The 24,439-nt window shown below is 59.3% G+C and carries 23 protein-coding genes; 11 read left to right on the top strand and 12 right to left on the bottom strand.

Annotation, left to right across the window (positions count from 1 at the left end; genetic code table 11):
• Nucleotides 1-74 precede the first annotated feature (74 nt).
• From BJP08_RS11625 to BJP08_RS07160, 6 genes are all read right to left on the bottom strand, one after another.
• Nucleotides 75-218 carry a hypothetical protein gene (locus tag BJP08_RS11625; protein WP_177221729.1) on the bottom strand — a complete coding sequence of 48 codons (144 nt, stop codon included), beginning with the start codon at nucleotides 216-218 and terminating at the stop codon, nucleotides 75-77.
• Nucleotides 215-985 (bottom strand): HtaA domain-containing protein, encoded by a 771-nt coding sequence (locus tag BJP08_RS07140; protein WP_071568941.1) that lies wholly within the window; start codon nucleotides 983-985, stop codon nucleotides 215-217. The genes BJP08_RS11625 and BJP08_RS07140 overlap by 4 nt, the downstream gene beginning before the upstream one ends.
• A 100-nt stretch (nucleotides 986-1,085) precedes the next feature.
• Entirely contained in the window at nucleotides 1,086-1,865 is a 780-nt protein-coding gene (locus BJP08_RS07145) for a heme ABC transporter ATP-binding protein (RefSeq protein ID WP_071568942.1), read from the bottom strand.
• On the bottom strand, nucleotides 1,862-2,905 hold the full coding sequence (locus BJP08_RS07150; RefSeq protein ID WP_071568943.1) for an iron ABC transporter permease: 1,044 nt from the start codon (nucleotides 2,903-2,905) through the stop codon (nucleotides 1,862-1,864). Before BJP08_RS07150 ends, BJP08_RS07145 begins: the two co-directional genes overlap by 4 nt.
• A complete protein-coding gene (locus BJP08_RS07155; RefSeq protein WP_071568944.1) occupies nucleotides 2,902-3,969 on the bottom strand; it encodes a hemin ABC transporter substrate-binding protein in 1,068 nt (355 codons plus the stop codon). Before BJP08_RS07155 ends, BJP08_RS07150 begins: the two co-directional genes overlap by 4 nt.
• Nucleotides 3,970-3,983: 14 nt before the next feature.
• Nucleotides 3,984-5,894 carry an HtaA domain-containing protein gene (locus BJP08_RS07160; protein ID WP_083428462.1) on the bottom strand — a complete coding sequence of 637 codons (1,911 nt, stop codon included), beginning with the start codon at nucleotides 5,892-5,894 and terminating at the stop codon, nucleotides 3,984-3,986.
• A gap of 77 nt (nucleotides 5,895-5,971) precedes the next feature.
• Between BJP08_RS07160 and BJP08_RS07165 the strand changes: the two genes are divergently transcribed.
• Nucleotides 5,972-6,424: a hypothetical protein gene (locus BJP08_RS07165; protein WP_071568946.1), complete on the top strand. Its 453-nt coding sequence runs from the start codon at nucleotides 5,972-5,974 to the stop codon at nucleotides 6,422-6,424.
• Here the strand turns inward: BJP08_RS07165 and BJP08_RS07170 are convergent.
• Nucleotides 6,410-7,063 carry a heme oxygenase (biliverdin-producing) gene (locus BJP08_RS07170; RefSeq protein WP_071568947.1) on the bottom strand — a complete coding sequence of 218 codons (654 nt, stop codon included), beginning with the start codon at nucleotides 7,061-7,063 and terminating at the stop codon, nucleotides 6,410-6,412. The two genes, BJP08_RS07165 and BJP08_RS07170, sit on opposite strands and share 15 nt — an antisense overlap.
• Nucleotides 7,064-7,164: 101 nt before the next feature.
• Entirely contained in the window at nucleotides 7,165-7,743 is a 579-nt protein-coding gene (locus tag BJP08_RS07175) for a DNA-3-methyladenine glycosylase (protein WP_071568948.1), read from the bottom strand.
• Nucleotides 7,744-7,899: 156 nt separating this feature from the next.
• Here BJP08_RS07175 and BJP08_RS07180 point away from each other — a divergent pair, with 156 nt between their 5' ends.
• A complete protein-coding gene (locus tag BJP08_RS07180) occupies nucleotides 7,900-9,438 on the top strand; it encodes an FMN-binding glutamate synthase family protein (RefSeq protein ID WP_071568949.1) in 1,539 nt (512 codons plus the stop codon).
• Between the two features lie 39 nt (nucleotides 9,439-9,477).
• Nucleotides 9,478-9,654 (top strand): hypothetical protein, encoded by a 177-nt coding sequence (locus tag BJP08_RS11630; protein ID WP_177221731.1) that lies wholly within the window; start codon nucleotides 9,478-9,480, stop codon nucleotides 9,652-9,654.
• 21 nt (nucleotides 9,655-9,675) lie between these two features.
• Here BJP08_RS11630 and BJP08_RS07185 read toward each other — a convergent pair whose 3' ends face one another.
• The gene (locus BJP08_RS07185) at nucleotides 9,676-10,476 is read right to left on the bottom strand and encodes a Cof-type HAD-IIB family hydrolase (RefSeq protein WP_071568950.1); all 801 of its coding nucleotides are present in this window, start codon (nucleotides 10,474-10,476) and stop codon (nucleotides 9,676-9,678) included.
• Nucleotides 10,477-10,812: 336 nt separating this feature from the next.
• Here BJP08_RS07185 and BJP08_RS07190 point away from each other — a divergent pair, with 336 nt between their 5' ends.
• The 7 genes from BJP08_RS07190 to BJP08_RS07220 all read left to right on the top strand — a co-directional run bounded on the left by BJP08_RS07190 (nucleotide 10,813) and on the right by BJP08_RS07220 (nucleotide 20,573).
• On the top strand, nucleotides 10,813-12,279 hold the full coding sequence (locus BJP08_RS07190) for a glyceraldehyde-3-phosphate dehydrogenase (protein WP_071568951.1): 1,467 nt from the start codon (nucleotides 10,813-10,815) through the stop codon (nucleotides 12,277-12,279).
• 253 nt (nucleotides 12,280-12,532) lie between these two features.
• Nucleotides 12,533-14,467 (top strand): Rib/alpha-like domain-containing protein, encoded by a 1,935-nt coding sequence (locus BJP08_RS07195; protein WP_071568952.1) that lies wholly within the window; start codon nucleotides 12,533-12,535, stop codon nucleotides 14,465-14,467.
• 17 nt (nucleotides 14,468-14,484) lie between these two features.
• Nucleotides 14,485-16,851 carry a zinc-dependent metalloprotease gene (locus BJP08_RS07200; protein WP_143110047.1) on the top strand — a complete coding sequence of 789 codons (2,367 nt, stop codon included), beginning with the start codon at nucleotides 14,485-14,487 and terminating at the stop codon, nucleotides 16,849-16,851.
• Between the two features lie 160 nt (nucleotides 16,852-17,011).
• Nucleotides 17,012-17,968 (top strand): metal ABC transporter substrate-binding protein, encoded by a 957-nt coding sequence (locus BJP08_RS07205; RefSeq protein ID WP_071568954.1) that lies wholly within the window; start codon nucleotides 17,012-17,014, stop codon nucleotides 17,966-17,968.
• Nucleotides 17,969-17,971: 3 nt separating this feature from the next.
• The gene (locus BJP08_RS07210) at nucleotides 17,972-18,721 is read left to right on the top strand and encodes a metal ABC transporter ATP-binding protein (protein WP_071568955.1); all 750 of its coding nucleotides are present in this window, start codon (nucleotides 17,972-17,974) and stop codon (nucleotides 18,719-18,721) included.
• 50 nt (nucleotides 18,722-18,771) lie between these two features.
• Nucleotides 18,772-19,674 (top strand): metal ABC transporter permease, encoded by a 903-nt coding sequence (locus BJP08_RS07215; RefSeq protein ID WP_255364794.1) that lies wholly within the window; start codon nucleotides 18,772-18,774, stop codon nucleotides 19,672-19,674.
• On the top strand, nucleotides 19,671-20,573 hold the full coding sequence (locus BJP08_RS07220) for a metal ABC transporter permease (RefSeq protein ID WP_071568957.1): 903 nt from the start codon (nucleotides 19,671-19,673) through the stop codon (nucleotides 20,571-20,573). Before BJP08_RS07215 ends, BJP08_RS07220 begins: the two co-directional genes overlap by 4 nt.
• Here the strand turns inward: BJP08_RS07220 and BJP08_RS07225 are convergent.
• Both BJP08_RS07225 and BJP08_RS07230 read right to left on the bottom strand, forming a co-directional pair.
• Nucleotides 20,476-21,177: a metal-dependent transcriptional regulator gene (locus tag BJP08_RS07225; protein WP_071568958.1), complete on the bottom strand. Its 702-nt coding sequence runs from the start codon at nucleotides 21,175-21,177 to the stop codon at nucleotides 20,476-20,478. The genes BJP08_RS07220 and BJP08_RS07225 overlap by 98 nt on opposite strands.
• Before the next feature lie 5 nt (nucleotides 21,178-21,182).
• The gene (locus BJP08_RS07230) at nucleotides 21,183-21,626 is read right to left on the bottom strand and encodes a hypothetical protein (protein ID WP_071568959.1); all 444 of its coding nucleotides are present in this window, start codon (nucleotides 21,624-21,626) and stop codon (nucleotides 21,183-21,185) included.
• On the opposite strand from BJP08_RS07230, the gene BJP08_RS07235 reads away from it, so the two are divergent.
• Complete coding sequence (locus tag BJP08_RS07235) at nucleotides 21,625-22,773, top strand: YihY/virulence factor BrkB family protein (protein WP_071568960.1); 1,149 nt, start codon at nucleotides 21,625-21,627, stop codon at nucleotides 22,771-22,773. The genes BJP08_RS07230 and BJP08_RS07235 overlap by 2 nt on opposite strands.
• Here the strand turns inward: BJP08_RS07235 and BJP08_RS07240 are convergent.
• Nucleotides 22,770-24,416: a peptide chain release factor 3 gene (locus BJP08_RS07240; RefSeq protein ID WP_071568961.1), complete on the bottom strand. Its 1,647-nt coding sequence runs from the start codon at nucleotides 24,414-24,416 to the stop codon at nucleotides 22,770-22,772. The two genes, BJP08_RS07235 and BJP08_RS07240, sit on opposite strands and share 4 nt — an antisense overlap.
• Between the last annotated feature and the right edge of the window lie 23 nt (nucleotides 24,417-24,439).

A 24,439-nucleotide genomic window follows, 5' to 3' on the forward strand; every position in this document is an offset into this window, starting at 1 on the left:
TTTGGTGGTTCGCCCAAACGAAGAAACCCAGCCACCCTGTGGGGTGGCTGGGTTTCGTGTCTTGCGTCTGGGTATTAAGGGATGGCGGGCAGTTGAATCCCGAGGATGGTCGCTGCCCCTTGGGCGAGCGCAACAACGGTCATGGCGACGCCACCGATCGCCAAGAGCGACGAAATTACGGTGGCGATATGCGAGGCGACGCTATCGGTGGTGCTCAAAAGAGCTTCCCCAGCATTGCCTGGAGACCCGGCTGGCTCGCTGCAAATGCGAGGCCACCGAGGGTCGCGATTGCGGCCAGCACGATTCCGACGATTGCGCCGGTACCAAGGCTTGACCCTTCCGGTTGCGTGGAGGCATCTTTGAACTTCAGTGCAAGGGATACCTTGGAATCTGCCAAAGACTCACCGGCTTTGTACTGCTTATCGAAGATTGCGGAGCCGTCCTCTGTCAGTTTGCTCGGGGTGAAGGAGGCAGCAAATTTGTTGTCCTTGTCAGCCTTCAAGGGCTGCTTGACGTCGAACTCGACGATGCGCTTGTCATCACCGGTCAACGTGGTGGCCTCTGCGCCGGGCATAGCGCCCTTGCGGACATAGTCTGCCTGTAGGAACCCTTTGGCGCCCTCGATGATGACCTTGAAGTCCGACAGTTGGATATCCATCGCGCCGTGGTGTGCCTCGATGCGGATGGTGCCATCGAGGTCGATGACCCCTTCGCCGGTTGCCGTGAGCTTGGACTCCTGCGCGTTCACAGGCAAGGCGAAGTCGGTTAGCTTGTTTTCGGAAAGTACCTTTTCCGCCCCCTCGGACGTTGTGATGGTTGCCGCGGCAAAAGGCTTCTGGATGTAGTTCAGGAAGGATCCCTTGATATTCCAGGTTGCGTTCCCGGACTCGAGGATTGGGGCTTCCGCGAATGCGCTCGGTGCGGCGAGCGTGGTTGTGGCAAGGGAGGCAGCAGTAAGGGCTGCCAGGGTAGCGGAACGAGACATGTGCGTCCTTTCGTGAGTAATCGCAACCCCACAAGAGTGTGAGGTTAGGCTAACCTTAAATAGTACTGTTGGTTTGGTCAATGGCCGGGGGTAGTGGGGGCTACGGTGCACCTGTCGCAGGGACACAGTTCGCTTCATTGGGCGCGATGAACACCCGATTCCCGCTGTGCAGGACCGTAATAGGCCAGTCGTAGACCTCGCTCAGAATATGGTCCTGGTACACGTCAGTGACCGGTCCTGACGCCGCAACAGCGCCCTGCTTCAAGCACACCACGTGGTCGCAGTACCGCGCAGCAAGCTGAAGATCGTGTAGCACGACGATCACGGTTGCGCCATTACGCGCCAGGACGCGGGCGACGCCCATCGTCTGCTCTTGGAAGCGCACGTCCATCGCGGCAGTCGGTTCGTCGAGAAACACCACCGGTGTTTGCTGAGCCAACACGCGGGCGAAGGCTACTCGGGCGCGCTCACCGCCGGAAAGCGTGATCATCTCTCGCTCCTGGAGGTGCGTGATCCCGGTCGCGGCGAGCGCTTCGTTGACGATGGTGGCGTCGTCAGGCTGGGTGCCCCACGGGTGGCGCCCCATCTCGACGACGTCGCGCACCAAGAACGAAAAGGCGACGCTGACATCCTGCAGCATGACGGCACGCGTCCGAGCGAGTTGATGAGCGGTGCACCCAGACACATCCTGACCCGCAAGCTGGATGCTTCCGCTTGAGAGGGGCGTATCGCCTGAGAGCGCAGCGAGCAATGTTGACTTGCCAGCTCCGTTAGGGCCGATGAGACCCGTGACCTCTCCACTCTGCGCGGACATGGTGACATCGCGGAGTATTGCGCGCCCCTGTTTATGGACTGTGACATGTGAAGCGGTAACTGTCATTGTGCATGGCCCTTTCTCATCATTTGTCGCAGCAGGAAGAAGAAAGTCGGCCCGCCGATCAGCGCTGTGAAAATGCCGATCGGTAAGTCGGCGAACGGAATGATCGTGCGAGAGAGGATGTCACCAGCGCCGATCAGGAGCGCGCCACCGAGCGCAGAAGCAGGCACGAGCACCGTATTCGACGGGCCCACCGCGGTGCGCACGATATGTGGAACCACAAGCCCCACGAACCCGATCAACCCGGCGAAGGAGACCGCCGCAGCGGTGAGCAGGGTCGATAGTGCAATCGCCAACATGCGCAGGCGCGCAACGTTGATGCCTACATGGAAGGCTGCTTGGTCGCCCAAAGCAAGGATGTCGAGCTTGCGCACGAAACACATGGCGCATGCCACGGCGATGGCGACGACGCCAGCTACCACCCCAGTTTGCGCCCAACTGGCCCCAGCGAGGCTGCCCATCTGCCAGAACACGATCTGCTCCCGCGCTGTGGTGGGGGCGATGAAAGTTAGCGCTGAAATACATGCGCCACAGATCGCGTTTGCTGCGATGCCTACCAGCACGAGGTTCAATACGCGGACTCGGCCGCCCGAGCGTGCCAGCTGGTAGACGACCACGGTGACGAATATGCCAGTTGCGAACGCGAAGATCGGTACGGTCATCGTCCCGAACGCGGTGATGCCGAATACGGTGGCGATTGTTGCACCCACACCTGCTCCGGTGCTGACACCAACGATGCTTGGTTCTGCCAGCGGGTTGGCAAATACGGACTGCATCAGCGCCCCGCCTGTCCCCAGCGCTGCGCCGACGCAGAGTCCCAGAACGAGCCTCGGGATGCGGATCTGCCACAATACTGATGCCTCGAGAGAAGCCGCTGACATCGGCCCCGCTGTGAGGATCGGCCAGAGTTCTCCGGGGGAGAACTCAAACTGGCCTACCACGAGCGAGGCGACGGCGGTGAGTACTAGCAGGGAAGCGGTGGCTGCGAACAACACAATTCTTCCAACGCGCCGTGCGTGGATCGCTCCGCGGTGCCGACTCATAGCTGCTCCCCGTAGAGCGCGTGCGCCGCGCGTAGCAGCAGTTCGCCGGTTTGGGGGCCGAACGCAAGGGAGTCGCCGTCGGGCAGTGCGAGGACCCGCCTGTGCTGCCCCGCGGTGGTTTGCGCGACGCCGGGGCGCTGGAGGAGGCCTTCAATATCGCCTGTGGACTGGAGCCCACCGTTCATCATGACGAACACTTCGGGGTTTACTTCGGCGAGTGCTTCAGGGCTTGCTGGCGAAGGTTTGCCGATGCCGTGCTCGGAATTGACGTCCCTACCACCAAGCGCGGTGATGAGTTCTTCGGTTCCTTCATCGCGCCCAAGTAGGTAGAAGACTCCACCGGTGCCGCGAGCGTACAAAAACGACATTCGCAGGGGTTCTTCAGGAGCCACCGCCGCGATTGCATCGACCGCTTGCTGGACTTCTTTCTCGCTGCGTTCGGCGAGAAGTCGGCCCGCCTCCGGTTCGCCGACGAGGGTTGCCACATTAGTGATGTCTTCGGCAATCGAAGCCAGCGAACGCGTCGGCTCCAGCATGACGGTCGTGATACCGGCTGCCCGTATTTGATCAATCGCCTCAACTGGTCCTACTGAGCGGTCGACGAGCACCAAGCTGGGCCGCAGGTTCAGGATGGCTTCGACGTTAAGTGAGTGCCCGTTTTCCGTAACCACGGGCAGATGCGCAAGCGACGGCTCCGAGGAACTTACGGTGCGTCCAACAATGTTGTCTGCCATGCCGACACCACGAAGCGTTTTGGTGAACGTGCCGTAGAGGTCCAGTGCGAGGATACGGGAGGTGTCAGTGATGGTGACATCGTAGCCGTCCGCATCGGTCACTTCGACGGGCAGCGCTTGTTCCCGTGGGGTGTCGATTGGCTCGACCTCGGAAATCTCCGAGACCATCGCAACCCCTTGAGCCCGGTGCGGATCCCCGGTCGTCTGCAGCGACTCCGCGAGCTCGTTGGTGGTGTGTTGCGTTGGGTTGTCCCACTCCGCGCACCCGCTAAGGCTCAGCGTTATCGCAGTCGCGGTAACAAAGGAAAGAGCGGTTTGCAGTATTTTCATAGTGTCATATCTCCCTATCCGATGACTGCGAACCTGATGAGCGCACCGCCCGCACCAAGCAGCGAGGCAATGAGCACCAAGAGCGTTGCGACGGTCGCGTCATCCCAACCATCCGCTCCCGTACGAGAATTGGGTGCGGTGTTTTTGATCTGGAACTTTCCGCCTTCTGGCTGATCAGGGGATGAGGTGGTTGTATCCCCCGAATGCTCGTCGAGCACGCTTCCACGGGCAGGCGTAGCCGAGGAGGCAACAGACTTCCGCAGTTTTGCCCGAGCGTCGGCCCCGGCCGCACTGTTGGAAGCAGGGGACGCCCCATCTGTGGTGCCCTGACCGTCAGCGCAGTTAGCCGATCCGCCGAGTTGAGCGGTGAAGTGAATTGTGTCGAGCGGATCGCCAGGAGGGTAGAACTGCCCAAACGCTTCCGAACCTATGCTCGTGAGCTCTGCCTCTGCGGTGCCGGTTACCGCAGAGTCGCTTACATCGAGGCTTGTGAACGTGAGGTCTGCGATGGCGATGCGCCCGTAGTCTCTCGGCTCGCCCTCCATGGTGTTCGACGTCGCGTTGAGGATCAGCTTGCCAGTATTTCCAGAGAACTGGATTTCCATGTTGGAAAATCGGGTGTCCAAGATGCCCCCGTGCCCGGTAAAGCGGATCGAACCGGGGTAGAGGATAGACCCCGACCGTGTCGCAGTATCAACTGCCCCGGAATTGCCGTTGAACGTAAAGGCTCCGCCGCTATCCCCAACGCCTTGGAGCTCCCATTTTCCTTTCGCAATATTGCCCCGGATGTACGTACGGAACGACTGCCGGATTCCCCACTGCGCTTCAGCAGAGGTAACTCCGCGTGAGGTGTCACCATCACAGACAGTATTTGAAGATGCATTACCGGCCAACGGTGCTGCCGCTGCCGCACCGCTCTTACTATGGGCGGATACGTTGCTCGATGGGGATGTCGGAGCCGATGCTTCGTTGCGCGCCAGGGCCTTGTTAGCTGCCGCAGTGGTCGTCCTGGATCCCGTTGAAGGGTGCTCGGTACGTACGGCCTGTTGCGACGATGACGATGTGGCGCGCTCGTGTAATGACGTTGCACTTCGCAAGATCTTGTCGGCGTTGTTGAATAAGCCGTTGACCTCGACGAGCGTGTCGTTTATCTGTCCAAGCCAGAACGCTGGTCCGCTTGTCGCCTTGGACCGCATGGGTCCACTTCGCCCCTGACCTGCTGCGTTGCTCGTGCCCGCTGATGGGGGCCCGAGCGTGAAGTCGGGGGTCGGTCCGGCACCCGAAGCGTCCTTGAGCGAGAGCTCGATACTGACCGGGTCGAGGGGCTCGCCTGCCTCATAGAAGCCGGCGAAGATGTTTGCGCCGGAGGAGGTGAGCGAAGTTTGGCCGCTCAGCGTCGCCTGGTTTGCGGTGAAGTCCGGCTCGGCGTCAAGCGTGATGGTGGCGAGTACCTCCTTTTGCCCTTCTTCGACTGGACCCACAGCGCCTGCACCGACGTACTTACGTGTGCTGTAGTCCACCCGAAGTTCTGCGCTTGTGCCATTGACCACCAGGATCGGGTTGCTCAGTGTGAGCTCAAGCGAGCCATCGTGGCCGCTGAAGTGGACTGAGCCGATGAAGTTGAATTGCCCGGAGGATGGGCCGGTAATCGCGGAGGATTCGGCTGGGAATTGGAATGTCGCCCCCGATCGAGAGGCTCCTTCATCCGTGGAAATGGAACCCTTTGCGACGCCAGTTTCGATGTACTTGCGGAACGATTCTCGCACCCCCCAATCCATGGTTCCAGCAGACACAGTGCGGTGTGACGCGGTTTGTTCTTGTGCCGTAGCTGGAGGAGGGGAGAGAGGGAGCGGGCTGAACGCAGTGGCTGTGAGGCCAATCATGCTGGCCGACGCGGCCAATGCGCATACATAACGGATAGACATGTTTCTTGCGGAATACTCTTTAACGTTGGGGAAATGAGGGTAAGCTTACCTAACAAAAATAAGGGAAGCGTAGCTTTATGGAGGGTGTTGTGATGGTGGTGGATCAAGAGCCTGAAACCGAGCTGATTTCAGTCGTGTTAGAGGCGCCCCAGGAGCGGTTCGCGCCGTGGGAGCGTGCGCTGGCGGCTGTGATTGCTGGCGTTGTGGTATTTGGCGTGAGTGCTGGAAATCTGTGGGTGAGCTCCTTGGCTTGTGTCGGGTTGGTCGCGCTAGTTTTTGTGCTGGCTGCGCTGCCGTCGCGGCGTCGGTGTCAGGCGTCACCACGCGGCGACCGCCGCTCCGGCCTTCTCGTCGGTGCGGTGTGGGCCGGGGTGATCGCGGTGTCGTTGGTGGTGTTGTTTGTGGTGCCTGAGCGCTACACCTTTACCGGAGGCGTGCTTGCCGCCTTTGCGGCGGCAGGTGCTGTTTGGGGTGTGTTTGCGTACCTCGATAGCAGTGCCGCCAAGCGTCGGAGGCTAGTCCAGGCGTGACGTGAGTTCCCGGAATACGGCTTCATTGAGCGTGAAGACATGCTTCGCGGCCTCAATGAGCCGGGTGCGTTCGGCGTCGCTAAGTTGCATGGCGTCCAGCGACGCTTTGTACTGTGCGCGATACGGCGGGATTTTCCCGATAGCGGAAAAGTCGTAGAAATTTAGGGCGTCATCGCCGAGGCCGTACTCGCTGCGAAAAATGCGGGCGAGTGCCTGACCGCCGGCGATGTCGCCGAGGTAGCGGACGTAGTGGTGCGCTATCACCTCGGGTCCATTGTCGGCGGTGAGCGCGTTGAGTTCGGCAACGTAGCGCGAGGTTGCCTCGAGCGGGTGGTGATGCTGCTGCCAGTCTGCGCCGAGCAACGTTGTGAGGTCTGTGGAGATTGCGTTCACCCGCTCAAGTCTCGGGTCGGCGATGCGGACCACGGCGGGGTGAGCGGCCGCACGGCGTACCGCGGCTTCGAGCGCAGAGTAGATGTGGAAGTACTGCACGGTGAGCTCGGCGACTGCCATCTGGTTGAGCTGGCCACCGCTCAGGTTGGACATGAAGCGGGAGGTCTCGGCGCTTGCGTGCGCGGTGGCGGTCTGCTCTTTCAGGGCGGTAGAAAGTGGCATCTGCGCAGGGGCGATAAGGGTCATCGGTGACTCCAATCGTGTATAGGTGGGGAGCGTGCACTCCAAACTGACCTACCAATAGTAAGGCAAGGCTTGCCTAAGAAAAATCGCCCAAAAGTTTAGGGTTATACCTTGTTTTTATTGCTCGTTTTATAACCACGTGGCGTGGAAACACTTTTGTCTCCGGGGATCCAGAACCGCCAGGGGGCGTCAGCATTCTTTGAGATGCCAATACGGGGGCCACAAACCCACTCCGGGGGAGCGGTAGGTGCAGTCAGAGAGACGCTTTTGTGGTTGTCGGTGAGATCGAATCCCAACGCTTCGCCCAGGTTTCCGGGGCCACGCGCCAGGTTGTCTTCAGTGATGGGAAGGCGGTCGGGTTTTTGGCGGCGTCGATACGCGGTGTCGTGCCCCTCGATGACCCTGCCACCTCGGAGCAGGCATCCCTGGCCGACGCCCTCCGGTGCGCACACGATGTTGACATTGTGGTGAATGCCGTATGAAAGATACACGTAGAAGCGCCCTGGAGGACCAAACATTGCAGCATTGCGCTGCGTTTTTCCTCGATAGGTGTGGGCGGCGGCGTCTTCCTCGCCGAGGTACGCCTCCACTTCGGTCAGAACAATGGTGACTCCACCATGCGTCAATGTGCACCCCAGCAGCTCTGGCGCGACGATGTTTGCGGGGCGAGAAAAGTCAATCATGGGCCCAACTCTAACCAGTGATCCCCATTGGTGGCTGAACGAAAGGGGGAAATGCCACACGAAGCGTTGTTGGAGTTTGTTTTAATAATTTTTTGCGTACGGTGAACGGTGAACACGGAAACGCTTTTCTACGGGCCACGTAACCTAAGGAGCATCATGGCAGGCAAGCGCAACTGGGCAGCAACAGCATCAATCGCGGCAGCGTTGGGAGTGGGGACCGTCGCAGCTGTTGATCTGACTCAGAAGAAACACTCCATTCGCAGGATTTACCCCGTCCTGGGGCGTGCGAGGTGGGCGCTGGAGAAAATCCGACCGGAGCTCCAGCAGTACTTCATTGAACGCGACTGGGACGGACGCCCATTCGATCGCCGAACCCGCAGCCTCATCTACTCGCGTGCGAAGGGGCAGACCTCGACCACCGCGTTCGGCACGCAAGAAAACGTCTACGAGCAAGGCCACCGCTCCCTGGTGCACTCGATGCGCCCGGTGGAAATGCCTGCAGAGCCACCCCGCGTGCTCATTGGTGGCCCGCAGTGCTCCCAGCCGTACAGCGCCGCGCTGCTGAACATTTCTGCGATGAGCTTCGGCTCGCTGTCTGGTCGCGCTGTCGAGGCAATGAATAAGGGCGCCAAGTTGGGTGGGTTCTACCAGGACACCGGTGAGGGCGGCCTGTCTCCGCACCACGAAAAGTACGGTGGGGACCTGGTATGGGAAATCGGTACGGGCTACTTCGGCGCACGGACCCCGATGGGTGGCTTTGATTCGGACACGTTCGCGGAAAAAGCAAAGCGTCCGCAGGTAAAGATGACGCTGCTGAAGCTCTCGCAGGGCGCAAAACCAGGTCTGGGTGGTGAGCTTCCGGCTGCAAAGGCGACGAAGGAAGTTGCGGAGATCCGCGGCATTGAAGAAGGAAAGGCGTTCACATCTCCGGGCGCGCACTCCGAGTTTGATACACCAGTTGGGCTGTTGCATTTCATCGACCAGATGCGCACTCTTTCCGGTGGTAAGCCAGTTGGATTCAAATTGTGCATTGGCTCCCGCCAGGAGTTCCTCTCCGTGTGCAAGGCCATGCTTGAGACTGGGATTTTGCCGGACTACATCGTGGTCGACGGCTCTGAGGGCGGTACCGGATCTGCTCCGAAGGAATTCGAAGACCATGTGGGCCTGCCACTCACTGAGGGGCTGACGTTCGTGAACAACGCACTGGTCGGCTGCGGCCTTCGCGACAAGATCAAGATTGGTGCTGCAGGTAAGATCGCCGCCGGTAACGACCTTGTTCGTCGCATGGTGCAGGGCGCAGACTTCCTGCTGAGCGCCCGCGCAATGATGATGGCCGTCGGCTGTGTACAGGCGATGGAGTGCCACCTTGGCACTTGCCCGGCGGGCGTCGCGACGCAGGACCCCTGGCGTGAGCGGGGGCTGGACGTTGAGGATAAGTCGATGCGCGTGATGCGGTACCAAAAAGCCACCGTGGCTTCCGCATTGCGACTCATGGCCGCGATGGGAGTGCAGGATCCGAAGGACCTGCGTCCGGAGATGATTCGCTGCAACGACGACTACGGAAAGCCCCAGACGTACCGTGAGCGCTACGAGTGGCTTCGCGACGGCCAGCTGGTTGAGGGCGATATCCCATCGAACTGGCTCGAGGACTGGGAGGCTGCGTCTGCAGAGTCGTTTCTAGCGAACGAAAAGTAGCGCTTAGCGTAGGCAGGGAAAATTTGCCACAATAGGGGCATGACCCTAGATGAATCACAACGGGCGAAAGAACTGGCCGAGCTAGAGGAGCGTCTCGAGCTCGGTCGTAAACATCACGAAGAACTCATGGCGCAAATGAAAGCAAAAGTCCAGGAGTTCGAAGAGCGTCAAGCTGAGCTTGAGCGAGCAATTGCGGAGCGTAAGTCCGCAGAATAAACGCCGTAAGTGCCGTAAGCGTTAGGCCTCGTTGAGCCATGCAGCAAGTCGATGTACCGCTGCATGCTCGGCGTTTGTGCCAATGACTTCGTCCGCGACCGCCTTCAGGTCGGGGTGCGCGTTGCCCATCGCAACCGCAGTGCCAGCCTCCTGCAACATCGTGTAGTCATTAAGAAAGTCACCGATCGCGGCAGTAGCAGCGTGTGGCACGCCTAACGTATCCGCGATCGCGAGCAGTGCCTTCCCCTTGTCTGCCTCCGGGCTCATGATATCGATCCAATGCTTGCCACTGACCACGTGGTGCAGTCCAGGCGCATGCTCTTGTACCCACGCCAGCGCGTTCCGCTCTGCGTCTCCATCCACGTAGAGAGCTACTTTCACTGGTTGCTCGAAGGGGACGTCGACAAGAGAATCAGCGAGTGTGTTTGCATGGTAGTACTTCGCGATTTCCCGCTCCACCTCCTCGGACGCCCCACGAACAGAGTAGGACTGTTCCGGCGTGCACAAGACTGCCGACGCTGAAAATGGCGCCGTTTCAAACGCGCGGAGAAAGTCCCGCACCGGCCGCTCTGGCATGGCAGTCACGTTGATGATGCGGCCGTCGTGAACAACGACGGAACCGTTCTCGGCGATAAAGGTGCGTGGCTCGTGCGCTGTGAACATGTCTCGAAGTGTCGCTAGCTGGCGTCCAGATGCCGGTGTGACGAGGACGTTGCGTTCGTCGGCAAGTCGAAGCGCATCCCAAAATGTGTCGGGGATGTGTCCGTGCTCGTCGAGCAGCGTGCCATCCATATCGAGGGCGATAATTTGCGGGCAAGGCATAAGTTCGTAGTCCTCCAAAGCGTTGATGTACGAGCATAGGCTACCGAAGGAACGCCAACGGTCGCTTGTCGACGCCGCGCTGGACAAATACGGTCTTCCCGTACCGGGGGTACGGTTTGGGGGTGGAGGCTGGGTGTCGGCAGGTTCGCAGTACAAAGCCCACTTAAAGCGATCAATGTGGCATGGCTCGTCGACAGGGATTGATCTAGCTGGAGTATTCGCAACAAAGATGGACCAATACGCGCTACGATAAGTCCTTGGTTGGGGGTACGGCTGTTCGTGCTGTGCACCCCCAAGTCAAACGTTTGCCGATCGTTCAATTACCGCATGAAGAGGATGACTGTGTCTACGCCTACGAATACAACGCCCCAAAATGACTGGAACCACAAGCTGACCCTCGCGCAGGAAATGCTGCCGCTCATCAGTCAGCTACACCGTGAAAACAACGTTGTCACCTCGATTTTTGGGCGCCTGCTGGTAGGCGTGACAGACATCGACATTATTAAGGCGCACCGATACGCGCGCCGGATCGTCGAGAAGGAGCTCCCGCTTGAGGACACACTTCCGGTGCTCCGTGAGTTGGTGCAGATGAACTTGGGTACTGTCTCTATTGACCTTGGCCGACTTGCGAGCGACTACAAGAAGTCCGGTGCCAGCGATTTACGTGCGTACCTCAACGAGGCGCTCGTCGAGGTAGTCGACACTGACTCGGAACTCGAGCCGCGCGATGTCGTGCTCTACGGCTTCGGCCGCATCGGCCGCCTGCTGGCCCGCATACTCATTGCCCGCGAGGCGATGTACGGTGGCGCTCGACTGCGTGCTGTGGTCGTGCGGAAGAAAGGCGACGATGACATTGTGAAGCGTGCGTCGCTGCTGCGCCGCGACTCAGTGCACGGCCCATTCGACGGCACCATCACCGTCGATCACGAGAAAGAGATCATCTGGGCGAATGGCACGCCGATCCAGATGATCTACGCGAACGACCCGGCGGCCATCGACTACACCGCGTACGGCATCAACGATGCAATCGTCGTCGATAACACCGGCGTCTGGCGCGACGAGGCTGGTCTGGGGCAGCACCTGAAGTCCAAAGGGGTTTCTCGCGTTCTGCTCACTGCGCCTGGCAAGGGCGATATCAAGAACATCGTCTACGGCATCAACCACGCGGATATCACCGACGGCGACCAGATTCTGTCGGCGGCGTCGTGCACCACGAACGGCATCACGCCGGTGCTGAAGGTCATCAATGATCGCTACGGCGTGGTGCACGGCCACGTTGAGACGGTGCACTCCTACACGAACGACCAGAACCTGGCCGACAACTTCCACAAAGGCGACCGCCGCGGGCGCGCTGCAGGCCTCAATATGGTGCTCACGGAGACCGGCGCAGCGAAGGCTGTTTCTAAGGCGCTTCCAGAGTTTGAAGGCAAGCTGACCGGCAACGCGATCCGTGTGCCGACGCCTGACGTGTCAATGGCTGTGCTCAATCTTGAGCTGGAGGTCGAGACAACGAAGGACGAAGTCAACAACTTCCTCCGCAAAGTATCGACGGATTCCAACCTGCGGCAGCAAATCGACTACATCCAGTCCCCGGAGGTGGTATCGACTGATTTACTCGGCACCACGCACGCCGGTGTTGTCGACGGCCTCGCGACTATTTCCTCGGGCAAGCACCTCGTGCTGTACGTATGGTACGACAATGAGTACGGCTACTCCCACCAAGTGGTGCGTGTTGTTGAGGAGATTGCCGGTGTTCGCCCACGCATTTACCCGGCACGTGCTATCCCAGAAGATCTGAAGTAGTCATTTTGTTCCGCGCCCCGGGCTGTGTATCGCAGTTCCTGGGGCGCGGTGCAGATTTTTTGGGGGTGGACGTTTTGTGCAGGAAGTTCGCGAATTGACGTTCATACACTAAGTTAGAAGCGTACGTCTTTCTGTATTGGGTGATTCGAAGAAGTGTAAGGCAGAGGCAACAGTGCGTCGAGGTAAGTGTAAAACCGGTCTCGCGGTCGCGACGGCGACTTCGATCATGTTTGCTTCCGTAGGTGTAAGTCCCATGCGTGCTCACGCGCAGCATTTAGGCTCGGAAGCTATCGCAGAACACGCCGTGGACACTTCCGATAGCCTTGGATTCGAAGAGTTGCCCGCGGGGAAAGCGAAGCGCTCCTACCTATTCCTCGATACAGATGGATCCCCGCTCGCGAACACAGAGGTACGTTTCGTCAGCCAGGATGGAAAGACATCATACGCAGAGCGCACTAATGAGAGCGGTGCAGTCGCATTTATTGTTGACCCTGGCTCGTACCGCTATCAAATCTACGGTGGTCGTGAGGCAGAAAAGCCGCGGTTTGTGTCACAGTGGATCACCGTCAAAGAAGATACTTTCATAATCACTTCGTTGAAGTTGCCGGCTGAACAGACGATCTTCTATACGTGGCCGAAGATCGATTTAAAGCCTGGTGAGCGCAAAGTCGTCATGCCGAACGAAGAGAATGAGACCGGCACCGAGTTCGAAAAAATCGGTGGCACTCCCGAATGGGTAACTGTGTACCGTGACGGCACAGTGGAAGTTGCCCCACTTGAGACGACGAAGTCTGGTGTGTACACCGTTAGGATCCGTGCTTCGAATGCGCCCGATTTTGCTGTCAGAATCGAATTGCAGGACGCGGCTACCGGTGCTGATCGGTATGCGTTTAAGTATCCGACGAGTTATATTCGCCCGGGCTCTGTCGGCTCGAGTTTTAAGCCGAGCTTGACCCTGCGTAAAGACGGTTACGATTTCGTGAACCAGCCGGTGCCACCTGGGACTACGTTTGAGACCTCATCGCCAGAAGCGACGATCGATAAGAGTACCGGTGAAATCAAGTACATCGCTTCAAGGAACGCCAAGGTTGGGGAGACCGTTAAGATCCCCGTGGCTGTCACGATGCCAGATGGCAGTCGACTCAAGACGGAGGCGGCCTTTGAGGTGATTCCTCCACTGATCAAGACGGTAACAGACATCTCCTATGGTGAAGCGCGCGTTGCACCAGGAGGAAAGTTCGTCGCGAACCTCAATGTCAAGGGGGATCTACCGGTAGGGACAGAGTTCCGCTGGGATGCCAGGAAGAACAAAGATCTTCGAGGATGGAACGTCGCAGTCGACAGTGCTACTGGGACTGTCGAAGCTGTGGTTCCCGAAGGCGTCGAGGAGGATTATAGCTTGCGCATCCTGGCAAGCTATACGGACGGATCAAGCGAATATGTGACGTTGCCTGTGCACATCGTGGACCAGCTCGGTCCGGAAGAACTTGAGGCGCACAAGTTGCGGTACACGCAGCAGATTGTGACCCCTGGTAAGGCGTTCACCGCTGAGCCTGCGGGCGACCCAGTCTATGGCAGTGTCTTCTCCATTGAAAACGACGGCGGTATTCCGATCACTATCGATCGGGCGACGGGCCGAGTAACTGCAAAGATCCCCGCGGGCACGAAGGCTGACAGTACCTACACTGCGAAGCTGCGCGTCGATTTCCCTGGCGGGCACCAAATCATCGAGCTGAAGGCTACCGCTAACTCGATGGCTAGGAAGAGCTCAGTGGATTACGCTGTGCAGGAGGGCTTTGCGAAGCCAAAAAACAAGTACTCTGGCGTCCGTTACGGGCTGCCGAAGAGCTACAAAAATCAGGATGCGAAGGTTGAAATAAACCCGGAGACGGGTGAGGTCCGAGCAACAGTGCCACGTGGCCAAAAGGCTAAAGAGATCAATGTTCCAGTCGTTGCGACATGGGAGGATGGTTCGCAGCAACTGGTGGACTTGCACGTTGTTCCTAAACAGACAGCCACGCAAAAGGAGCTGACCTGGGAACGCGTATGGTGGCTCGTGCCGTTCATGATCGCAGCAGAGGGCTTTGGCATTTTGCTGTTTTGGGTGTGGGATAGCAATAAACATGTGGCACCGTTTAATGTACTAACGAATGCGTTGAAGAACGCCGGATTTAACGTTTCGGGATAAAGGACGAAAAAGTGAAGATGAAACGAACTCTTGCTATCGTGCTGTGCGCAGGTCTCACCCTTGGGGGGGTTGAGCCCGTCGCGGATGCGTCCATCCAGAAAAATCCCGGCGGAATCTGGATCGAAAATGATTCTCAGACTGAGGGGTTCGCTACTGTCAACCTAGCGTATGGGTCGAAGCTGAATGCTACCTTCCAAAATCCGCAGTCGGTTGGCGGCCTGTTGGAGTGCAGTCTTGAGACTGTTTTGACTGTTGACGGGAAGCGGGTGGCGTTCCTCCCGACCGAGACGAAAGCGGTTGATGAGCCAAGCGAGATTGGCTATAAAACTACGTTGACGCATTACGATGCAAACACCGAAATCGAGATGAAGCGCACGGTCGAAATCGGGACGAACTCGATGGATGTGACCGTCGAGGCGATCGACAAGTCGAAACGAGATCGACAGATCAGCATCGAGATGTTTTCCTCTGTGCCAAAGTATGGCCAAGAGGTCGGCACATACCGAGGCAGCAGGTTCAACTTCGGCCCAAACGAACTCGGTTACGACGTTTCTGTGAACTTCCGCAGTGCGGATGTCTCCAAGGCTGCGGGGCACGCTATCGAATCCGGTGAGGCGAACAGCGTTGGCGAGGTTGCCGATGACGGGGCTGGTTATCAGTACGCGGTGTGGAATAAGAAGTTGCCTGCACAGAAGTCGATTTCTGCCACCGCGAACATTTTTATCCAGACGCAGCCTACTGCAAAAGATACTGACCGCGACGGGCTGCCTGACGAGTGGGAGCGCTACGGGTTTACTACTGCGGACGGAACACCGCTGCCGCTGAATCGATGGGGCGCGGATCCCGATAAGCCCGATTTGTTCTTGCAGCTGAACTGGATGAAGTCTGAATGGGAAACGCTGAATTGCAACGAAGTAAACAAGTTCGGTGCGAACATAGAAGACTTCCAAAAATTTGCGAAGTGTGCCGAAGCCAATGCAAACGTGTACAGGCCATCCCGAGAGTCGCTCATGGAGCTGGAAGAGAAGTTTGCTGAGCATGGCATTAGTCTTCATATTGATGCCGGTGACCTCTACTCTTCTGTGTCGAGCTACGAGAACAAGCATGGTGGTCCGACAGAGGATTACACACCGCTGTATTTCGCAGATGGCATGTCGAAGCGAGACAAGCTCGGGAAGAAACGCCAGGAGCTGCTGGGGGCACGCGAATCAGTGTTCCGAGTGGGCATCATTGGTGACCAGATGGAGAAAGGTGATTGGTCGACAGGTACTGGTCTCGTTAACGATTCGGCGTTTTACGTGGCCTACCACGATAACGTGACTAGCCAGGAGCAGTTACGTAACACGATTCTTCACGAGTTCGGCCACAACCTGGGCCTTACTCACAACGGTGCGCTTTCTACGAATCCGGTCAACACCGAGGAATACCTTCCGACGTACAAGTCGGTCATGAACTACCTTTACCAGTGGTCGCACTTCGACTACTCAGACCAACTTTATGAGTCGATTCCCAAGACCGACAAAAACTACCCGAAGGAGAAGTGCGAGCAGGACGGGGTGGTCTGCTACGAGGGGAAGTATTCCGTCCCCGCTGACTGGGACAACTTGAATCTCAAAGGCAAGTACATTGGCTCAGGCGAAGGCATTATTGGTGCTGAGGAAGTTCCTGAGCCGAGCCACAATATTACAGCGCGCGAGCTCGAAGTTATCGCTGCAGATCAGAACCCTGGCAAGGCCGGTTTCCGTCTGGCAGGTGGAGAGGATGCGGCCGTGGTGACGAACCGTTCAACCGACGTGCTTCACGGCGAGATCCGTAACCTCGGTTTGGATCTGCACAAGTTCACGGTGTACGCCAAGTACCCGACGATCACAGGTGCTGAACCGATTGAAGTCACTGTGCCAGGGCAGATTAATGCCAATGGTGTGGAGCCCTCTGCACGAGTTGAAATACCGATTAAGAACGCAACCTCATTGCGTGACTCGACAATGCCGCTTGAAATTCGCATTGTAAATGCGGAGGGGAAGGAAGTATTCAAAGAGGAGTATCAGGTCTCTGTCCTCGACTACACGGCAGAAGAAATGGAGCGTATCCGTGAGGAGATCGAAAAGAATCCTGATGCCAGTGATCGCTTGAAAGAATCAGCACGTCGCATTTTGGATCCAAAGGCCGGTCGGCAGGCGCCGGAGGAACCGGACCGTATTGACGTGGCGACACCGACGCCGCAGAAGCCACCGAGCAATACGGGTAAGAACACGGTTGGCCAGTCGGAGAAGTCGTCCGCGTCTGACAACGTGGGGATGATCGTCGGCATTATTGCTGCGGTCGGTGGTGTGTTGGCTGCGGCGTACGCTGCGGCGTGGGCTTCAGGTCTGTTGAAGCTCTAAGCCTGTTGGCAAAGGCCCTGTGGGAATGCTCCCGCGGGGCCTTTTCTATTAGTGCAGTTTCATGGCGCAAAATCGTGAGTTTGCGCACACCGAGTTGGAAGTTCGGCAAGGCGAACTTTAGAGTTAGTGGGGTACACCTGAGTTTGAAAGGAAACACTTCATGTCACGCACATCCAGGATCCTCACCGCATGCGCACTTGCCTTGGGCGTAGGGCTTGCAGGCTGCTCGTCTGCCGATGACCACCAGGCGGCACAAGACGGCATCAGCACCGACGGTGCACTGCAGGTCTACGCAACGACGGGCTACCTGGCTGACGCGATCGCCAACATTGCTCCAGAGGCTGAAGTCACAACGATGGTTGGGCCCGGCGGGGACCCGCACACCTACCAGCCTTCAACGAAGGACATCGATAAGATTCAGTCCTCCGATGTGGTGTTCTGGAACGGGCTGCACCTGGAAGCCCAGATGATCAAACAGCTAGAGAGCCTCGGAGAGCGCCAGCTGGCGGTAGGGGACCAGCTGCCGAACAGCTTGCTGCTGGACTGGCCAGAAACCGATGCCGAGGGTAACCCGCTGCACGACCCGCACGTGTGGAACAGTCCAGAGGCGTGGAGCCTGGTCGTTGGCGAAGTAGCGGACAAGCTTGCAGAGGTCGACCCTTCCAAGGCTGACGAGTACCACGAGAATGCTGCGAAGTACCAGGCAGAGATCGCCGATGCGAACGAGAAGGCAGCAGCGATGCTGGCGAAGATCACTGGGCCTCGAATCTTGATTACTGGCCACGATGCCTTTAACTACTTCGGTAAGACGTACGGGTTGGAGGTCCACGCCACGGACTTTGTTTCCACAGAGGCGAAGCTGTCGGCCTCGGAACTCTCGGACCTCGCCGACCTCATCGCGGACAACAAGGTGCCGACGATCTTCCAAGACAATCAGGCGAACCCCCAGGCGATCAAGAGCCTGCAGGAGGCTGTGCACGCCCGCGGATGGGATGTCACCATTTCTGACGAGGAGCTCTTCGCTGACACGCTCGGCCCTACCGCGCCAACGGATACGTACATCGGGGCGTTCCTGCATAACGCTGGAGCTGTCGCTGCAGCGCTTGGAGGTAAGTAACCCATGACTACACAGTCGTTCGCGTGCGCCACGCGTAATCTGTCCGTTGCCTACCACCTCGATCCGGTCCTGGAACAGGTGAATGTGCGGGTCCCCAAGGGCGTCATCATGGGGATCGTCGGGCCGAATGGTGCCGGCAAGTCAACCCTGATCAAGGCGATGCTGGGGCTTATCCCGACGCTGACCGGGGAGACCGAGTTCTTCGGCCAGCCGCTCAAGGCAGTGCGCCACCGCGTGGGGTACATGCCACAACACGCGAGCGTCGACTGGGACTTTCCTACGACGGTGCTCGACGTGGTGACGATGGGTACATACGGGAAGCTGGGCTGGTTCCGCAGGGCGGGGAAGCGCGAACGCGCCGCCGCATACGGCGCCTTGGAACGCGTAGGGATGCAGGATTTCGCTGGCCGCCAGATCGGTGCACTCTCAGGCGGGCAGCGCCAGCGCGTCTTTCTCGCACGCGGGCTAGTACAGGACCCGGACTTGTTCTTCCTCGACGAGCCGTTTCAAGGCATTGACGCGAAAAGTGAGGCGACAATTATCGACGTGCTCCGCACCATGCGCGAGAATGGCACAACAATCGTGATGGTGCACCACGACCTTTCGACAGTGCCGACGTACTGCGATGCGGTGACGCTGCTGGATAAGACAGTGATTGCATCGGGGCCAGTCTCCTCCACGTTTACGCCGGAAACGATTGCGCAGGCGTACGGGTTAGGTGCGGACTCGATGGGATTGTTGGGTGTGCTGTGATGGGGACGTCGATAAGCCTTAGTGCGTTCTTTGCGAACCACACCTATGCCATGGTGTTTTGGGGGACCACCATTATTGGCGCAGTGGCAGGGATGCTTGGGACGTTCGCGTACCTGCGGAAGCAGTCGCTGACCAGTGATGTGATTTCGCACTCCGCACTACCAGGCACGTTGCTGGCGTTTTTGCTGTGCGTCGGGCTGGGAGTCGACGGCCGTAACATGGTTGCGCTGCTGGTTGGAGCCGTAGTCACTGGTACGTGCGCGGTGATGGTGGCGAACACGATTACTGCCCGGACGCGGACGTCGATTGACGCGGCGATGGCGATCAGCTTGTCGTTCTTCTTCGGGTTCGGGATGCTGTTGCTGGACGTGATCACGAACAATCCGTTCCCAGGCAAAGGTGGTATTCAGGACTACCTGTTCGGCAACGCATCCGTGATTACCAGGGCGGACCTGCGAATCAGCATCATCGTCGGGTTGCTCGCGGTCTGCGTGATGTGCGTGTTGTTTAAGGAGTTCGAGCTGCGCTCCTTCGACCCCGTGCAGTCCACGATGCTTGGGTTTCGCCCGAGGGTCATCGACACGGTGATGTTCATGACGATCGCGCTTGCGACGGTGATCGGCGTCAAATCTGTCGGGTTGGTGTTGATGGTGGCATTCGTCGTAACTCCGCCTGCCGCGGCGCGCCAGTGGGTGCAAACGGTGCCAGCGATGGTCGTGCTCGCGGGCGTGTTTGGAGCCGTCGGCAGTGGTGCTGGATCCTACTTGTCCATCGCGCTTGGCAACGTGCCGACCGGCCCCGTTATCGTGCTTGTCCTGTTCGCGATGTTTCTGGTGTCGTTCATCTTCGCCCCGAAGCGAAGCGTCATCGCCCGGGCCCGTTCGCAGCGGCGAGCGACGGCAGCGCTGCGTGCCCGGCTGGAAACAACAGCTTCGGCGGAGGTGGCGTCGTGAGTTTCATCGTCGGAACACTTTTGCTCGCGGTGGTCACGGCGTGCGCATGCGCAGTGCCGGGAGCATTCGTTGTGCTGCGGAAGCACTCCATGCTCATAGATGCTATCGGGCATGCGATCTTGCCGGGCATTGCCCTGGGGTACTTGTTTACGAACAACCTGAACTCACCGGTGGTGATCGTGTGCGCGGCGCTGGCCGGTGTGGCGGTGGTCCTCGGCGCACAGTGGCTCGGGGATTCGGGACTCGTGACTGGAGACGCCCCGCAGGGCCTCATCTTCCCGGCACTGTTCAGCGTGGGCGTCATCCTGATTACGTCCCACTTCTCGAACGTCCACCTGGATACGCACGCGGTGCTCGTCGGCGACTTGAACCTGGCTGCGTGGAATCAGCTTACAGTTGGCGGGGCGCAGCTGGGACCGGTGTATCTCTACATCATGCTCGCGGTGCTAGCGCTCAACGTGGTCGCGATTGGTCTTGTGTATCCGCAACTGCTCGCGTCCACGTTTGATGGCCAGTTCGCGCGCAGCATCGGCATACCAGTGCGCATGCTGTCCGTCGCGTTTATGTTCCTGGTGTCCTTGACTGTCACAGCAGCGTTCAACGCAGTCGGGGCGATCCTGGTCATTGCGCTGGTGGTCATCCCTGCGGCAGCAGCCAAACAGTTGGCCACGACGGTACCGCGCATGATATTGATGGCGGTCCTGCTCGCCGCGGTCGGGGCGGTCGCAGGCTTCGGCGTTGCTTACCTTCTCGACGCCCCTACGTCCGCCACGATGACCGTCATCTACGGGCTTGAATTCCTCAGCTGCGCCCTCTGGGCACGGCGGGCTCAGCGGTCACCCAGACGGCGTCCGCTGCGCGTTTCCCAAGAGCAAGGGGTGGGTGCTGGCCGTCGATAACCACTTCGACAGTGTCAGAAAACGGGGCTGCTTGCTGGGTGCGCAGACGCGTGCCCACCGTGACACCGGAGGTGTCGAAGAACTGCAGCAGGCTCGGATCACCGTCGGAAACACGCTGGACCACGACGTCGGTGCCTGGTGTAATCGTGCTCAGAGGCTCAGCGTGGAACTGCGGCACGGTGCCGTCGGCGGCGGGAATGGGGTCGCCGTGTGGGTCGCGGGAAGGATAGTTGAGGTGGGCGTCGAGGCGCTGCAGCATGAATTCCGAAACGGCGTGCTCGAGCACCTCGGCGTCATCATGGACCTGGTCCCACGTGTAACCGAGCGTTTCCACGAGGAATGTTTCGATGAGCCGGTGACGGCGAATCATCGCGACGGCGTGCGCGCGGCCTTCCTCCGTGAGCGTGATGGGCGCGTACGGCTTATGGTGCACATACCCTTGCTGGGCAAGCTTCTTGACGGCATCCGACACGCTCGAGAGCCGAAGCCCCATGTAATCCGCCAGCACCTTGGTGGTCACCTTCGTGTCTGACCACTCGGTGAGCGCCCAGAGTGACTTGAGGTAGTCCTGTGTACTGGTGGAGAGCTGGGAAACGGAATCCATGAGGCTTACTGTACAGACTCGAGAATGAACGCGAGGTGCATGGTTTGCAGCTCGAGCTCGCCTTCGGTCGCCGACAGCGAAGCGATTTCCTTACGCGCCTCAGCGGTCAGCGGGATGACCCATCCGGCGTTGGGGTCGAGTACGGGAATAGCGGGCTTTTTGACGGGTACCCAGGTCACGGTGCGCGCGCCGGGGCAGATCATCTGGAGTGGGCCGTCGAAACGCTGGAGCTCCGCGAGTGCCGCTGGTGTGGAGGTCACGATGACCAGTCGTTCGTCCGAACCTGGAGAGAGCGCCGCAGTCGTGACCTTGAGCACCGGGAGCTCCACACGCTCATACTCCGTCGGGTACTCAGCGAGCGCAGGAGCAGCGCCCGCCCCGAACCATTGTTTAATCTGACCCAACACGCTCATGGTGCACACGATACCCTGTACTAGGGTAAACGCCATGGAACACAGCCAATCGCCTCCGGCGACAGACTACGTCGTGCCCTATGGTCCCGGCGAACTCGTGCACGTGCCGCAGCACAGCGACAGGCCTGACGTGTTCACAAAAGATAACCGAGTGACGCCGCAGGGCTGGATATACGTGGCTAAGCGTGTCATTGCGGACTTCTCGGTTGACGCAATGCTTGACCGCGCGGCTGCGCTGACCTACTACGCAGTGTTGTCTATCGCCCCGATGATTCTGGCGGTCTACTCGATCGCGACGCTGCTGCTGCCACGTGACGAAGCCGCCGTCAACGACATTATCGACGACTTCATCGCCCTCTATGTGCCCGAAGCACTGGAAGATGAAGCCTTGCGCTTCCTCCTGACGGTGATTGGCACCCCGGCGCAGAGCACGATTGCGCTGGTGGTATCGATCGTGGTCTCGCTTCTTTCCGCATCCGCGTACGTGCGGTCCTTCTCCCGGAACGCGAACGTCATGTACGGCCGCATGGAGGGGCGCAACCTGGTACGCACGTGGTTCACCATGTGGGTCACCACGCTGATATTGGTGCTTGGGGTGATCGTGATCATCGTCGGCACGTTTTTGCGCGAGTCAATCGTGAATGGTCTGCTGCAGCCGATCGCGGAACCACTGGGGATGACCGAGGCCGTTGATTACCTGACAAAGATCTTCCTGCCGGTCTGGGACTACGCCCGCTTCCCGGTCACTATCGTGACTGCGATCGCGTTGATCTCCATCCTCTACTTCGTTTCGCCCAACGTTCGGCTGGAGAAGTTCCGCCTGCTGACCCTCGGGTCCTCGATGGCGCTGACGGCGATTTTTATCATTTGGCTTGGCTTCTCATGGTTCATCGGCACGATAGGGATCTCCAGCGCGTACGGGGCGTTCGGCACAGTGGGCGCCGTCCTTGTGCTGGTCTGGGTGATGAATGTCGTGCTCCTCGAGGGCGTCAAGATCGACGCGGAAGTGCTGCGCGTGAAGCAACTGCAGGCGGGCTACGACGCCGAAACAATAATCCAGGTCCCGCCGCGCAGCACAAAAGCGGTCGATTTCCGGCTCAAGGTGCAGCGCTGGATCGACCGCAGTGCCTCCGTACTCAAAGCACAGGAGGACACAGGTCCGGGGGAGGAGCCGGAGGTCTAGTCGGCGACGAGCGGTTCCATCGTGAGGTTCGGGTGCTCCTTCTGGATGAAGGCCAGCCGCCACTTATCACCGAACAGAGCGATGAGTTCGCCGTCGGTGCGCGTGAAGATTTCGACGCCTCGCTGGCGACCAAGCGCTTCCGCGGATTCGGCGTCGGTCCGGCGGGCCACCGAGTACGGGATTGGTTCCGTGATGGTTTCCACGTTGTACTCCAGCTCCATGCGGGCCTGCATGACCTCGAACTGCATCGGGCCGACGGCCGCCATGACCGGAGCGGCATCGCCACGCAGGTCGTTGCGCAGGATCTGCACTACGCCTTCCGCATCCAGCTGGTCGAGGGCCTTCCGGAACTGCTTGTACTTGCCCAGCGACTTTGCGCGCAGCGTTTGGAAGTGTTCCGGTGCGAACTGCGGCATCGGCGGGTACTGCACCTTCTTGCCTGCGTAGATGGTGTCGCCCGGCGCAAGCGAACCGGCGTTGACCAGGCCGATGATGTCGCCCGGGTAGGCGGTTTCCACGGTGTCGCGGTTTCGCCCGAAGACGGTCAGCGCGTACTTGGTGGAGAACGTGCGGCCACTTTGGGCGTGGGTGACCTGCATGCCACGGTCGAATTCACCGGAGATGACTCGCATGAACGCCAGCGTGTCGCGGTGGTTCCTATCCATGCCAGCCTGCACTTTGAACACCACACCGGAAAAGTCGTCGTCGAGGTCACGGTGAGTATCCATCGCGGTTGTTGAGGCCTCGACTGCCTTCGGGTCCGCGTCGCGGCCTTGAGGAGCCGGGGCGATCGCGCACAGCGTGTCCAAGATTTGGTGGACGCCGAAGTTCAACATTGCGGAGGCGAAGATGATGGGGGAGGTCACGCACTGCTCGAACAAGGTCTGGTCGTGTACGGCGCCGTCGGCGGCGAGTAGATCAGCTTCCTCGACGGCGGTCTCCCAGGTTTCGCCCTCGCGGTCAGCAGCCTCATCGGGGGAGTAGTGCTCTTCCGGTGCGATGGTGGACCCGCCGGCGGTACGGATGAAGTGGATGTAGTTGTCTGCTTCGCCGTCGGCGTTGATGTGGGCGAGGCCGCGGAAGTCGCCAGCCTCGCCGACAGGCCAGTACAGCGGGGTCGGCTGCAGGTCGATCTCCTGGACAATCTCGTCGACCAGCTCGAGTGGCTCGCGGCCGATGCGGTCCCACTTGTTGACCACCGTGACGATCGGCAAGCCGCGCGCCTTGCAGACGCGGAAAAGCTTGAGTGTCTGCGGCTCGAGGCCCTTGGCGGCGTCGATAAGCATGACAGCGGCATCGACGGCGGACAGCACGCGGTAGGTGTCCTCGGAGAAGTCGGCGTGACCGGGCGTATCGACCAGGTTGATCATGTACGGCGTGGTCGCCTCCGAGCGCTCCGGCAGGTACTCGAACTGGAGCGCCGAGGATGCCACGGAGATGCCGCGTTCCTTTTCCATGTCCATCCAGTCGGAGACTGTCGACTTGCGGTTGCCCTTGCCGTGCACCGCACCTGCCTCCGAAATAACGTGCGCGTGCAGCGCGAGCGCCTCCGTCAGTGTGGACTTACCAGCATCGGGGTGGGCAATAACTGCGAACGTGCGGCGACGGTGGGCCTCTGCGCGGGTACCAGTAGACGTGCTCATAAGTGCTCAAGCGTAGTCGCAAG

This window comes from Corynebacterium sp. NML140438, assembly GCF_001875725.1.
Classification (GTDB): domain Bacteria; phylum Actinomycetota; class Actinomycetes; order Mycobacteriales; family Mycobacteriaceae; genus Corynebacterium.

Excerpts from the sequence above, each read along its gene's own strand:
- BJP08_RS11630 (WP_177221731.1), top strand. The coding sequence starts at position 9,478 with ATGACCCTAGATGAATCACAACGGGCGAAAGAACTGGCCGAGCTAGAG.
- BJP08_RS07195 (WP_071568952.1), top strand. The coding sequence starts at position 12,533 with ATGCGTGCTCACGCGCAGCATTTAGGCTCGGAAGCTATCGCAGAACAC.
- BJP08_RS07145 (WP_071568942.1), bottom strand. The coding sequence starts at position 1,865 with ATGACAGTTACCGCTTCACATGTCACAGTCCATAAACAGGGGCGCGCA.
- BJP08_RS07185 (WP_071568950.1), bottom strand. The coding sequence starts at position 10,476 with ATGCCTTGCCCGCAAATTATCGCCCTCGATATGGATGGCACGCTGCTC.
- BJP08_RS07200 (WP_143110047.1), top strand. The coding sequence starts at position 14,485 with ATGAAACGAACTCTTGCTATCGTGCTGTGCGCAGGTCTCACCCTTGGG.
- BJP08_RS07155 (WP_071568944.1), bottom strand. The coding sequence starts at position 3,969 with ATGAAAATACTGCAAACCGCTCTTTCCTTTGTTACCGCGACTGCGATA.
- BJP08_RS07140 (WP_071568941.1), bottom strand. The coding sequence starts at position 985 with ATGTCTCGTTCCGCTACCCTGGCAGCCCTTACTGCTGCCTCCCTTGCC.
- BJP08_RS07215 (WP_255364794.1), top strand. The coding sequence starts at position 18,772 with ATGGTGTTTTGGGGGACCACCATTATTGGCGCAGTGGCAGGGATGCTT.
- BJP08_RS07205 (WP_071568954.1), top strand. The coding sequence starts at position 17,012 with ATGTCACGCACATCCAGGATCCTCACCGCATGCGCACTTGCCTTGGGC.
- BJP08_RS07190 (WP_071568951.1), top strand. The coding sequence starts at position 10,813 with ATGACTGTGTCTACGCCTACGAATACAACGCCCCAAAATGACTGGAAC.
- BJP08_RS07210 (WP_071568955.1), top strand. The coding sequence starts at position 17,972 with ATGACTACACAGTCGTTCGCGTGCGCCACGCGTAATCTGTCCGTTGCC.
- BJP08_RS07170 (WP_071568947.1), bottom strand. The coding sequence starts at position 7,063 with ATGACCCTTATCGCCCCTGCGCAGATGCCACTTTCTACCGCCCTGAAA.
- BJP08_RS07150 (WP_071568943.1), bottom strand. The coding sequence starts at position 2,905 with ATGAGTCGGCACCGCGGAGCGATCCACGCACGGCGCGTTGGAAGAATT.
- BJP08_RS07165 (WP_071568946.1), top strand. The coding sequence starts at position 5,972 with ATGGAGGGTGTTGTGATGGTGGTGGATCAAGAGCCTGAAACCGAGCTG.
- BJP08_RS07175 (WP_071568948.1), bottom strand. The coding sequence starts at position 7,743 with ATGATTGACTTTTCTCGCCCCGCAAACATCGTCGCGCCAGAGCTGCTG.
- BJP08_RS07230 (WP_071568959.1), bottom strand. The coding sequence starts at position 21,626 with ATGGCGTTTACCCTAGTACAGGGTATCGTGTGCACCATGAGCGTGTTG.
- BJP08_RS07180 (WP_071568949.1), top strand. The coding sequence starts at position 7,900 with ATGGCAGGCAAGCGCAACTGGGCAGCAACAGCATCAATCGCGGCAGCG.
- BJP08_RS07235 (WP_071568960.1), top strand. The coding sequence starts at position 21,625 with ATGGAACACAGCCAATCGCCTCCGGCGACAGACTACGTCGTGCCCTAT.
- BJP08_RS07160 (WP_083428462.1), bottom strand. The coding sequence starts at position 5,894 with ATGTCTATCCGTTATGTATGCGCATTGGCCGCGTCGGCCAGCATGATT.
- BJP08_RS07225 (WP_071568958.1), bottom strand. The coding sequence starts at position 21,177 with ATGGATTCCGTTTCCCAGCTCTCCACCAGTACACAGGACTACCTCAAG.
- BJP08_RS07240 (WP_071568961.1), bottom strand. The coding sequence starts at position 24,416 with ATGAGCACGTCTACTGGTACCCGCGCAGAGGCCCACCGTCGCCGCACG.